This window comes from Flavobacterium sp. ACN6, from assembly GCF_002304005.1.
Taxonomy (GTDB): domain Bacteria; phylum Bacteroidota; class Bacteroidia; order Flavobacteriales; family Flavobacteriaceae; genus Flavobacterium.
The window spans coordinates 130,913-143,015 of sequence record NZ_MRCQ01000009.1 but is presented as its reverse complement, the minus strand read 5'-3'; the positions used below and the strand labels follow the sequence as shown (position 1 = coordinate 143,015).

Annotated in this window: 9 protein-coding genes; 2 read left to right on the top strand and 7 right to left on the bottom strand. The window is 32.8% G+C overall.

Annotated elements, in window-relative coordinates; all coding sequences use genetic code 11:
- Nucleotides 1–150 precede the first annotated feature (150 nt).
- Entirely contained in the window at nt 151–927 is a 777-nt protein-coding gene (locus tag BSF42_RS15080; RefSeq protein ID WP_095953914.1) for an alpha/beta fold hydrolase, read from the top strand.
- Between the two features lie 82 nt (nt 928–1,009).
- Here BSF42_RS15080 and BSF42_RS15075 read toward each other — a convergent pair whose 3' ends face one another.
- Together BSF42_RS15075 and BSF42_RS15070 are read right to left on the bottom strand one after the other, a co-directional pair.
- On the bottom strand, nt 1,010–1,384 hold the full coding sequence (locus BSF42_RS15075; RefSeq protein ID WP_095953913.1) for a hypothetical protein: 375 nt from the start codon (nt 1,382–1,384) through the stop codon (nt 1,010–1,012).
- 23 nt (nt 1,385–1,407) lie between these two features.
- A complete protein-coding gene (locus tag BSF42_RS15070) occupies nt 1,408–1,728 on the bottom strand; it encodes a hypothetical protein (RefSeq protein WP_095953912.1) in 321 nt (106 codons plus the stop codon).
- A 287-nt stretch (nt 1,729–2,015) separates the two neighbouring features.
- Here BSF42_RS15070 and BSF42_RS22475 point away from each other — a divergent pair, with 287 nt between their 5' ends.
- Nucleotides 2,016–2,159 (top strand): hypothetical protein, encoded by a 144-nt coding sequence (locus BSF42_RS22475; RefSeq protein WP_172426700.1) that lies wholly within the window; start codon nt 2,016–2,018, stop codon nt 2,157–2,159.
- Nucleotides 2,160–2,166: 7 nt separating this feature from the next.
- Here the strand turns inward: BSF42_RS22475 and BSF42_RS15065 are convergent, their stop codons facing one another.
- The 5 genes from BSF42_RS15065 to BSF42_RS15040 form a co-directional block, all read right to left on the bottom strand.
- Complete coding sequence (locus BSF42_RS15065) at nt 2,167–2,841, bottom strand: ATP-binding cassette domain-containing protein (RefSeq protein ID WP_095953911.1); 675 nt, start codon at nt 2,839–2,841, stop codon at nt 2,167–2,169.
- Between the two features lie 298 nt (nt 2,842–3,139).
- Entirely contained in the window at nt 3,140–5,902 is a 2,763-nt protein-coding gene (locus BSF42_RS15055; RefSeq protein WP_095953909.1) for a PD-(D/E)XK nuclease family protein, read from the bottom strand.
- A gap of 63 nt (nt 5,903–5,965) precedes the next feature.
- Nucleotides 5,966–7,432: an OmpA family protein gene (locus BSF42_RS15050; RefSeq protein ID WP_095953908.1), complete on the bottom strand. Its 1,467-nt coding sequence runs from the start codon at nt 7,430–7,432 to the stop codon at nt 5,966–5,968.
- 113 nt (nt 7,433–7,545) lie between these two features.
- Nucleotides 7,546–8,739 (bottom strand): glycine C-acetyltransferase, encoded by a 1,194-nt coding sequence (gene kbl, locus BSF42_RS15045; protein ID WP_095953907.1) that lies wholly within the window; start codon nt 8,737–8,739, stop codon nt 7,546–7,548.
- A gap of 82 nt (nt 8,740–8,821) precedes the next feature.
- Nucleotides 8,822–11,980, bottom strand: a complete 3,159-nt coding sequence (locus BSF42_RS15040; RefSeq protein WP_095953906.1) for an exodeoxyribonuclease V subunit beta — start codon at nt 11,978–11,980, stop codon at nt 8,822–8,824.
- Between the last annotated feature and the right edge of the window lie 123 nt (nt 11,981–12,103).

The following is a 12,103-nucleotide window of genomic DNA, read 5'->3' as shown; positions in this document are numbered from 1 at the left end:
AATGCTGGCCGTTTGTTTTGAAGGTTACAAGCAATGTTTGTTCTTTTAAATTTGAACTGAATAAACTTTTTCTTTAACTCGAATAAACGTATACTTTTTATATGCTTTTGCCTTTTGTTATCTTTGCAGTCACACTTTAAAAACATTATTTTGGAAAATATTCTCTATAAAAACACCAAGATCTCTTTTACAGATTCAGGAAAAGGAAATGCAGTTGTGCTGCTTCACGGCTTTTTGGAAAACAAAACAATGTGGACAGAATATGTTGCTCTTCTTTCAGAACAATATCGCGTTGTAACAATCGATTTATTGGGCCATGGGGAATCTGATTCTTTAGGTTATGTTCACGAAATGGAAGAAAATGCCAATGCTGTTAATGAAGTTTTGGAACATTTAAAAATAGAAAAAGCTATAATTGTCGGGCATTCCATGGGTGGTTATGTTGGTTTGGCTTTCGCCGAATTATATCCGCAGAAAATTCAAAAGTTAGTTTTACAGAATTCAACCTCTAAAGAGGATAACGAAGAAAAAAAACTAAATAGAACCCGCGCTATAAAAGCAGTAAAACAAAATTACATAAGCTTTGTAAGTCTTGCAATTGCTAATTTATTCAGCGAAAACAATAGAACACGTTTAGCTGCCGAAATCGAAAAAGTAAAAGAGCAGGCTTTAAAAACGCCTTTGCAGGGAATTGTGGCTTCGCTTGAAGGAATGAAAATACGAAAAGACAGAGAATGGCTTTTAAAAGAAAATAGATTTCCGCTTTTATTGATTTTAGGCAAAAAAGATCCTGTTTTAAATTACGAAGAAAATCTTGCGCAAATTAAAGACACTACAGCCGAATTAGTTTCTTTTGAAGACGGACATATGAGCCACATCGAAAACAAAGAAGCTTTGAAACTTATATTATTAGATTTCTTCGCTTAAAAATTAAATCATAAAAACCAAAAAAGGCCGTTTCTAACCGAGGTTGAAATAGCCTTTTTCTCATTTTTGGGGGCAAATGTTATTATAACTTTGAAGTAATATCTTTTTTGTATTTAGACAAAGTAGCTCTTGTTAAACCAAGATTTGCTTTTGTAGAATCTACAGCCAAATAGATAAAATATCTTCCGTCTTCAGAAACATCAATAATATGGATCTGATCTGTTAATGTAATTAAGATATCATTGATTTTTTGGTCTAATCCTAAAGCTTTAATTGCGTTTAGTTTAGCTTTAACTACTTCTAAATTGTAAGCAGATGCTAATTCTGGATCAAAATCAGGATTTACAGTTAGTGAGCAGTAAGACATTCCTGTCTCAACCTCAGTTACTGAAACAGCGATAAATCCGTTAACATTCTCTTTTAAATCGTTTTGAAAATTTTGTAAAAAATCTGACATGTTTATTAAATGTTGGTTTTAAATTAATTATTAAAAATAGAATCCATTTTACGAAGTAATAGTCCCATTTTGCTTAAATCTTTAGAAAGCAGCGCAATACAATTATCATCTTGATCTTTGCTTGCCACTACAATTCCGTCATTATTCTTAATCATTACTTGTTTAAGATCTCCGTTGTTAACGTCTTCAGACATTTCGAGGCACATTTTCAAGATCATTCCTATCATTGCTGCAACATTTCCGTCGTATTCTAAATTAACCGACTCGTTTAAGATTCCATCAATATTAAAACTCAATCCAGACTCTGCTCCAGTCTCTTCTACTAGTGTTTGTAAATCAATCATATTCTTTATTTGTCATGTTTTGGAAGGGTCAAAGATATTTCAATATTAACAATTGCGCGATAAACACTTGTTAAAAAAAAGACACGTATAACATCCTGAATCACTTTTATTTATCGCTTAATTAATCGTCTTTTTTTGGATGAAATATTTAAAAAAAATTAACAGAAAAAACATATAATTCTAAAATCATAACATTTCGCTTCATAAAATTCAAATCTAAAATTAACATTTCTAGATTGTTGCATTACCCAAAAGTTTTTATATAGATTTGTAAAAAATTTATTCAAATGAAAACTGTTGACGAATTACGCTTTGACCTAAATGTAAAACTGGAGAAATTTAGAAGATTTCGTATTGAAAACGGAAACATCAATACCACAAATTCTGGAGATAAGACCAAGAGAGGTTTTTTCAAAAAAATATTCAGTTAAAAACAACCTATTGAAGAGACGAACTTGTCAGATAACCTTTTTGTATAAGTTCGTCTTTTCCATTGATTTTATGCAACTTGCCTTCTTTCAACAATAACAAACCTGTTGAAATTTTCATAACATTTTCATATTGATGATCTGTTATAATAATTCCTTTTTCTTCGGAATTTTCTTTAATTAACTGCGATATAATTTCAATCATTTTAGGAGACAATCCACTAAAAGGTTCGTCCAGAAGAACAAATTTAGAAGTATTAAAAAGAATCAATTTTACTTGGAGATAACGCAATTCTCCAAACGATAGATTCTTAATTTTTTCTTTTAAAAGAGGTTTGAGAAAACCATCTTCACAAAAAAGAATTGCTTTTTGTTTATCGACTGATAACATAATTGTCCTTACTACGGACAAATGATTTGGAACAAATTGATCTTGACACAGATAACTAATTTCATTTACCAAATCTGAAGAATTATTTTTTGAAATTCCATCAATAAATATGCTTTTGTCTAAAGCCGCTAAATTGCCGCATGCAATTTTTAGTAAAGTTGATTTACCAGAACCGTTATGCCCTAGCAAACCTACAATATTACCTGTTTCAATTTTCAAGTAAATATCTGAAAGTATAAACCTATTTTTAAACTTCTTTTGAATACCGCTAATCTCGAGAATATGTTTTTTCAATATATTTTTTGAATAAAGATTAATACAATTCCCGCCAGAACAACAACAAAAGCATTCATTAAAAAACTATAAAAAATAAGTTTGTTTTTTGAAATTCCGTTATTAGCATAAAACCAATATTCGTTTTTACGGTATAATTCTTTAAAGCCAAGACTTGACAAAAAACCAATTGTAACGAACAAAAATAAAAAATAATTAACGCTTCCGAAAAACAACGCAAGAACAGAAACAACTAAATTTATAATTAAAGTTGTCTTATAGAATTCGAATATGTTTTGAAATTTTCTGATAAAGCAATTTATATTTTTTCCTCGAAAGGGATAGCAGGATTAAAAATTTCGGCTAACAAATTAGCAATTTCATCTAGATAAGAATTTAACATTTCGGGTGTTACGGTTGTATTTAACTCTTTCTCTTCTTTAAACCCAAAAGGCAGGAAACCAGATTTTAAATTTTTAAATGAAATAATCCCCACTTCAATTGGCAGATTTCCAGCTTCTTTCTCAAACATATATGCATACGCCAATACTTGGATAATTTTATCGTTTTTAAGCTCCTGTGTTAAACCATTCCATGTTTTCAGCACTACACTCGCTTTTTCTAATTTTCCCGTCTTATAGTCGATAATTCTAATTTTCCCGTCACGTCGCTCAATACGATCGACATTTCCCTTAATCAAAACCGGAAAAGGCAGTTTCGGATGAACAAATTCGCGTTGAAAAGTCTGTTCCAAAGCAATGATCTGAATCGCCTCATCATTTTTTATGGATTCTAGTTCCATTCTTAAGAAATTGGCAACATTTCGTTTCGCAACTTCAAAAGCCAAAAGATTTCGTCCTTTCTTGATTTCTCCCTCTTTGTAAACTAATTTAAATTGCTTTAAAACTTCATCATCCAATAATTTAAAACAATTTAAAAGATCATTTTCAGCAATAAATTTCCCAATAAAAGGCTCGTATAAAGCTTTCAAAGTTTCATGGATAATAGTTCCCAAAGTATTTAAAGCGATATTTTCTTCTACTTCTTCCACTTCACGAATTCGCAGTATTTTTTGAAAATAAAAATCAATCGGATTCCGAATGTAACTCGTTAATGCCGACGGAGAAAAACCTGTTGCGGCTATTTCTTTCAAACGTTCCATAACTGCTTCCGATTTCGTAACAGAAATAGGTTCGTAAGCGGTATTTGGAAGCACTGGATTATAAATATCGAAAGTGATATTATGCTTTCTTTGTTTTTCTACTTCTAATTGGGTGATGAAACGGCTTCTTTCACCCGCATCTAGTCCGTCGTTTTCAGTATTATAAATTAGATAAATATTCTTTGCCCTTTGCAGTAAATGATAAAAGTGATACGTATAAATTGCATCTTTTTCCTTAAAAGTCGGAAGACCTAATTCGCGTTTTACATCATACGGGATAAAAGAATTCTGAGATTTTCCAGCAGGGAATTTGCCTTCATTCATTGACGTTATAATAACGGTTTCAAAATCTAAAACACGGCTTTCCAAAACCCCCATAATCTGCAAGCCTCTTAACGGCTCACCTTCAAAAGATACTTCGGCAAGATCTATAATCTGTTTATAAATAGCATGAAGTGTATCAATATTATCGATATGGTTGTGTTTTGAATAGTAATTTATAAGTTTATTAATTACTTTAAAAACCCCATAAACAAATGCCTTTGCAATTTTCTCTTGTTCATTATCGTTGCTAAAATGTTCTTTAATTGCAATAAGCAAAGCCGAAATATTCTTTAAAACAGCAACAGAACCACTTTCCCATTTTTCAAATAAGAGATCAAAAAAGGAAGAAGGATTAGAATGAAGTTCCAAAATTTTATAATGCGTAATAAAAGTATAATTATTCTCTTTAATAATTTTTACTAACGCCTGAGCATTTGCATAAGGCTCAACTAAAGGATGCGTTAAAACATCCAGCACATCTTTATAATAAAAAACATAACTGCCTCCTTTACGAGAAAGTGCATTAGTATGCATTTTAAATAACTTAGCAACCAAAATTTGAGATGGATTATTTTTTCCCGAATATCCCATCGTGATATTCAAAAATCCAACAGAAGAAGGAAGCGAATATAGAACCGGAACTAATAAATTCTCTTCACCAAGCACGACGGCTACTTTATCTAAAGATGTGCCAGGGTCTTGATCAATTAAATTTTCAATTATACTTCCCGTTAATTTTGCCTGCCCAATTGTTTTAGGAGTTCCAATAATCTGAATATTTTTTGACTGCGAAAAATCATCTACAATCCATTCAAAAATATTTGATTTGTAATGTTTCCAACTCTCTTTAAAACGTCTTAAAAAAAGTCCGGCATCATGATAAGGATCATTTAGGAAAGTTTGGTCAGCATCCCAATAAATTTTAGCCTGATCTAAAGCTAATAAATGCTGTACTATTTTTTCCTCTGCAGCGTTAAGAGCATTAAATCCTGCAAAAATAAAAATACGATTGCCAATTGTATTTGAGAAATGATTCAAATTATTTACAGCCTCTCTATATACCAAACCTTGGTAGCCTATAGATTTAAACAACAAATGATTATAGAGGGAATCATAATACAAGGGAAGTAATTTCCAGAAATCAATATAATTTTCTAGAAGTTTTGTTTTTTGATCTACTTCCAGTCCCCATTTTTTTATATCCTCAATATCTTTCAGATAGGATAAAACATGCGAAGGATCTAAAAGATAACGATCAATTTCATTAAAATCCTGCAACAGCGTTTTTGCCCAGTTAGCAAATAACTCAAATGACTGCTGATTCTTTTTTTCGGTAATCGATAAATAAACTTCATAGAATTCAAATAAAAGTTCAATTGAATCTATAGAACGTATGGACGCGACGTCTTGCACAAAATCTTCAATACTAGTAATTTCAGGAGCAATAATAGTTTTATTAGTTTCCTTTTTAAGAGCATCAATCAAAAAAACTTTAGCTCTTTTGTTAGGAAGAATTATCGTTATTTGAGACAGTTTCTCCGCATAATCTTGAATTACGACACCAGCAATTTTTTGAAGAAAAGAAGTATTTATCATAGTATAAAAATAAAAAAAGCCATTCAATTAAGAATGGCTTTTCCTTTTTATTTAGAAAGTAAATTAGATTTTACCTTGGTATTTAGAACCAATGTGTCTAATTTCTGTTCTTCTGTTTTGAGCTTTACCTGCAGCAGTTTTGTTGCTTGCAACTGGTTGAGACTCACCAAAACCTTTAGATACTAAGTTATCAACATTTACTCCTCTTTCGATCAAAGCGTTCATAACAGCAGCAGCTCTATCTTCAGAAAGTTTTTGGTTCAATTTATCAGAACCATCGCTATCTGTGTGACCTTCAATGCTGAATTTCGCGTTTGGATAGTTTTTAAGGATTTCTTTAATAGCGTCTAATCTTGCTGGAGTTTCTTTGTCTCCTGATTTGAAAGTAGCTTTTCCTGAGTTGAAGTAGATTGCTCTAGCTTGAACTTTAAGATCTTCTAATGCTTCAGAAGTTACTTCTGGACATCCTCTGTTACTTGCAGGACCATAAACTGTTGGACAGTCATCATCTTTATCAGCAACACCATCTTTATCAGCATCTAAGAATGGGCAACCACCGTTTTCTTTAGGACCAGCAACTGTAGGACATTTATCGTCTTTATCAGCGATTCCGTCTCCATCAGTATCAGGACAACCTTTTAAAGCAGCTAAACCAGCAACATCTGGACAAGCATCATCTTTATCAGCAATTCCGTCTCCGTCAGTATCAGGACAACCGTTTAAAGCTGCTAAACCGAATACATCTGGACAAGCGTCAGAAGCATCAACGATTCCGTCTCCGTCAGTATCAGGACATCCGTTGAATTGTTTTAAACCAGCAACATCTGGACAAGCATCGTCTTTGTCATAGATTCCGTCTCCGTCAGTATCTTTACCTCCGAATTTGAAAACTAAACCTGCAGTGTGTTGGAAGTGAGATGGAGCATCTGGAACACCAGCTGCATCTTCTCTATCACCACTAACAGACCATTTGTATCTTGTAGCTAACTCAAGACCAATAGCATCTGTAAACCAGAAAGTAATACCAGCACCTGGATTAACAGTTCCGTAACTGCTATCTCCGAAGAAAGTATAACCTCCACCAACAGATAACGAAGGATCAATCACTTTAGATTTGATTAATTCTTGGAAGCTGTATTTGATAGTAGCATCAATTCCGTAGTACATTAAGTCACCAGGATTAGTTACAACCATACCTCTTCCATCACTACCTGCAGCAGATGGATTAAAAGTAACATACTTGTCGATTTTATTCACAGATCCTTGTAAACCTACAGAGAAACCGCTCCCAACATATCTAGACACTCCAATGTAAGATAAAGAAGGAAGAATATTCCAGTTATCTTTTGCATCAAATGGCTGAGAAAAGTGTGCAGGAAAAAAGTCAACATGGTCCGGACTTGCACTAGTTCTGGTATCCACAGCATTAACCCCGAAAGAGATCGCCCATGGATTGTTACTGTCTTGTGCGTGAGAACTTAAACCCATCGCCATCAACACAGCAACTAAAAGTTTGTTAAGATGTTTCATACTTAATTTTTTTAATTACAATTTAGTTAATTACAAGCAAAAGTAACACCAAATTTTTTAAATACAAAATGAAATGTTAAAAAAAACCTACAAAAATTTGACCAAAGTGGTAATTATATAACTTTTAACATTTTACCGACAACTGTGAAGGCATTAATCGCCTTATCCAAGTGTTCTTTTTCATGCGCTGCAGACAGCTGGACGCGTATTCTGGCCTTTTCTTTCGGCACAACCGGAAAAAAGAAACCAATAACATAAATTCCTTGTTTCAAAAGTTCATCTGCCATAGTTTGTGACAATTTTGCGTCATATAACATAACAGGAACAATTGCAGAATCTCCATCTATAATGTCAAAACCAGCCTTTTTCATTCCATCTTTAAAATAGTTGGTATTCCACTCCAGTTTATCGCGTAATGTGGTATCTTTTTCTAATAATTCAAAAACTTTAATTGAAGCTCCAACAATTGCAGGCGCTAAAGAATTTGAAAACAAATATGGTCTTGATCTTTGACGAAGCAACTCAATTATCTCTTTCTTTGCTGTAGTATATCCTCCCATTGCACCTCCTAAAGCTTTACCAAGAGTTCCTGTAATAATATCCACTCTCCCCATCACTCCCTTTGCCTCAAGAGTTCCTTTTCCTGTAGCACCAATAAATCCTGCAGCATGGCATTCATCTACCATTACCATTGCATCGTATTTATCTGCTAGATCACAAATTTTATCAAGTGGCGCCACTAAGCCGTCCATAGAGAAAACACCATCTGTTACAATTAATTTAAAACGAGTTCCAGCTTCATTAGCCTTAATTAACTGTTGTTCTAGATCTTGCATATTGTTATTCTCATAGCGATAGCGTGCCGCTTTACAAAGACGAACGCCATCAATAATAGAAGCATGATTTAAACTATCCGAAATAATTGCATCATTTTCACCAAGTAATGGCTCAAAAACACCTCCGTTTGCATCAAAAGCCGCCGCATATAAAATAGTATCCTCTGTACCGTAAAAATCAGCTATTTTTTGCTCTAATGTTTTATGAATATCCTGTGTACCGCAGATAAAACGAACAGAAGACATTCCGAAACCATGAGTATCCATAGCATCTTTCGCCGCCTGAACTACTTCTGGATGTGATGAAAGCCCTAAATAATTATTAGCACAAAAATTTAAAACTGTTTCACCAGTTGAAATTTTAATCTCAGCACCTTGAGGTGATGTAATAATTCGTTCTTTTTTGAAAATTCCATTTTCTTCTATGGTCTGCAACTCACTTTGCAGATGTTCTTTAATTTTACCGTACATTTTTTATATATTTAAAACGTTAAAAATTAACAACTTAACCAAAATAAAGCTTCGTTATTTCTTTAACATCTGATTAATTTTTTCACAAATTTACCACTTCAATTTCCGACCCTATATATACCAATGCCTTTTTTAACACTTTGTATCCCAAATCTTCAATTGCATCTTGATATTCTTGAATTTGCTGCTGATATTTACTATTCACAGCCCCTGTTTTATAATCTAATAAAAAAGCTTCTTTGCTTTCTAAAAACACAACTCTATCCGGTTTTAAAATTCTTCCTTCTTTTTGCACAATTGTCTGCTCGTTCAAAACCGTATGATTTCCATCAAAACAAAGAGCTAATTCAGGATGATTTACAATTTCACGCAAGGTCTGCAATACCATATCAACTTGGTCGTAGGTTATCAATCCATTTTCGAGAGCTTTTGTTACCGCTAAATCAATATCTGACTTATCTTTTACAAACGCCAAAATCTCATGAACAATATTCCCATAAGAAATTGCTTCCTGCTGATGTGTTCCCCACATCAAAGCTTCGCGCTGTGCAATCTTAATACTTTTAGGATTTAAGACTTCTTTTACAATTGGAATTGATTTTACCAAATCGACTGTTTTTGTATTTTTTGAAAGCCTCATTTTATCACCGAATTCATAATTCAATTTCTCCTCATCATAAACACCTTCATTGATCAAAAACTTAATAAAAAAGGAAGCCATATTATTTGGATATTCTCCATCGTTTTTTGCCTTCAGCGATTGGGAAATCACATACAATTGTTCTTCTGCGCGCGTTAGAGCCACGTATAAAACATTTATATTATCTAATAATTCTTCTTGTTTTTTCAAATTAAAGACCGCCGAAGCACTTTCACCAAAACTTTCAACAACACTACTGTTATCAACCAGCGCTTTCGGAACACCTAAATCGGTTTCTTCAGTGTCGAGCCATAATTTATCTTTTGGTTTTCGATTATAATCTTCGTCAGCAAAAGGCATAATTACAACGGGAAATTCCAATCCTTTCGATTTATGAATGGTCATAATTCGAACTGCGTTGTTCCCTTCTGGAGAAGGAATACTAAATTTATGAGCATTCTTATCCCAGAAAACTAAAAAATCTGCGACTCCAGATTGATTTCTAATATCTCGTTCTAAAACAATATCTAAAAAAAACTGCACATAAGCATTTCCTTCCGAAGGCAGAATAAACTTCGAAATAATAATTTCAACTGCTTCATATAAAGATTTTTTCCGAACATCTTCAAATGAAAAAGAAACATCAAAAGTCAAAAGCCACTCTTCGAATTCTTTTTCCAACCTGTAACTCATTCCTTTTGCAATAAAATCATGAACAGGCGTATTCAAATCTGTATTTGAAGCCAAGAAATGCAAAAAATTAGCTTTCGCTTCTAAATTTGCACTGTTATTTAAGTATCGAAGTAAATGAATAACCAAACGAACTTCTGCTGCATTTTGAATCATCAAGGTTTCCGAAGACAAAAGCGGAATCCCCTGTTCGGTTAAATAATTCGCGATTGCAATTCCTTGATCTCTTTTTCGGGTCAGAATCACAATATCTTTATATTCAAAACCCTGCCTAACCACTTCCTGAATTGTATTTAAAGTCGCCAAAACATACAAATCCGATTTTTCTACAACCTCGTCTTCATCAAGAAATTCATTTTTATCTACAATTGGAAGAAAAGAAATATTTACATAACCGCCTTTTTTTGAATTTGTATTTTGAAAACTATGATTTTCATACAAATCTTTATAATCTTCATTTGAAAATTCCGCGGAAATCAATTTAAAAAAAGCATTGTTAAAATCAATAACTTCGCTAAAACTGCGATAATTGGTATTTAAATGCTTGATTGCTTTATCTGGATTATTAAACGGATTTACATCTTTACTTAATTCTATAAACTGCTCTGCTTTTCCGCCGCGCCAGCGATAGATAGACTGCTTTGGATCTCCCACAATCATCAGCGTTCCTTTATTTCCATAATCATCTAACCCCGAAAGCGAATTATCAATTAAAGGAATTAAGTTCTGCCATTGCATTTCTGATGTATCCTGAAATTCATCAATAAAAAAATGACGGTAACGCTCTCCTAAACGCTCATAAATAAATGGCGCCGGCTGATTTTGAATTTCCCTATGAATAATAGCATTGAATTCTGAAATCGATAATATATTTTGTTCCGATTGAATTTTTGCCAACTCATTACTTACTGTATTCAGCAATGAAAGCGGCGTAATATTTTTTAAGAAGGCTTTATAAAAATCTCTTTTTTCAAAATTTTGATAAACCTCTTTTAACATTTGAAGCAGTTCGGGAATAATATTTTCTATTAACGCTCGGTCTTTTGCCGTTTTGTTAATTGCAATATCCTCAAATTCATGAAAGGTTTTATTCTTTGGATTAAACTTTCCATCTCGAATACTTTCTAAATGATTCGGAAAAGTTCCTCTGGAAAATGATTTTGAATCAATTCCGTTTTTATCAATTAATTCAATTGCGTTAGAAGCCAATGCTTCATTCTTAGATTCTAATTCTTTGCAAAGCGCCTGCATTTTTTGTTTAATCTCAACAAACTCTTCAATGCTTTTGTCTTGAAAATGCAAAATCTCATTTCGATTATTTTCATTCAAAACCAATCTTCCCGTATCCAGAATCTCACGAGAAACATCCCAGCTTTTATCATCATCGGTTTTTTCCATTGTAAAATCGATGAGTAATTTTGTCAATGTTTCATCTTCTCCCGCTTGAGCAATAATAGCATCAACAGCTTCAACCAATAAATTCTCGGTATCAAGCGTAACCTCAAAAGTCATTGGAAGATTTAAATCATGTGCAAAAGCACGAATAACTTTATGGGTAAATTTATCAATGGTAGAAATATCAAAAGCAGCATAATTATGAATTAAGTGCTTAATAATCTGCTGCGATTTGGTTTTAATTTTGATAATTGAAAGTCCGGTATCGCGCGAAAGATCTTCCATTAGATCTGCAGCTTTTAAAGAAGGATCATCTTTTGCAAATTCAGATAAACTTCCAACAATACGGCTTTTCATTTCATGAACCGCTTTATTGGTAAAAGTTATGGCAAGAATATTTCGATAGGCATCGTTTTTTGGAGAAGAAAGAATAATTTTCAGGTATTCTTTTACCAGAGTATAAGTCTTTCCTGATCCTGCAGAAGCATCATAAATAGAGAAAGACGGACTTTGCATAAGTTTGGTTTTAGTATTGTAAAAATAGCACAATTAAATATTAAATCCCAATAAAGAAAAATTCCAAATTCCAATTTTTGAAGCACTAATTGCAAACAAATATTCGAATTTGGAATTTTTAAT

Excerpts from the sequence above, each read along its gene's own strand:
- BSF42_RS15070 (WP_095953912.1), bottom strand. The coding sequence starts at position 1,728 with ATGATTGATTTACAAACACTAGTAGAAGAGACTGGAGCAGAGTCTGGA.
- BSF42_RS15040 (WP_095953906.1), bottom strand. The coding sequence starts at position 11,980 with ATGCAAAGTCCGTCTTTCTCTATTTATGATGCTTCTGCAGGATCAGGA.
- BSF42_RS22475 (WP_172426700.1), top strand. The coding sequence starts at position 2,016 with ATGAAAACTGTTGACGAATTACGCTTTGACCTAAATGTAAAACTGGAG.
- BSF42_RS15055 (WP_095953909.1), bottom strand. The coding sequence starts at position 5,902 with ATGATAAATACTTCTTTTCTTCAAAAAATTGCTGGTGTCGTAATTCAA.
- kbl (WP_095953907.1), bottom strand. The coding sequence starts at position 8,739 with ATGTACGGTAAAATTAAAGAACATCTGCAAAGTGAGTTGCAGACCATA.
- BSF42_RS15075 (WP_095953913.1), bottom strand. The coding sequence starts at position 1,384 with ATGTCAGATTTTTTACAAAATTTTCAAAACGATTTAAAAGAGAATGTT.
- BSF42_RS15050 (WP_095953908.1), bottom strand. The coding sequence starts at position 7,432 with ATGAAACATCTTAACAAACTTTTAGTTGCTGTGTTGATGGCGATGGGT.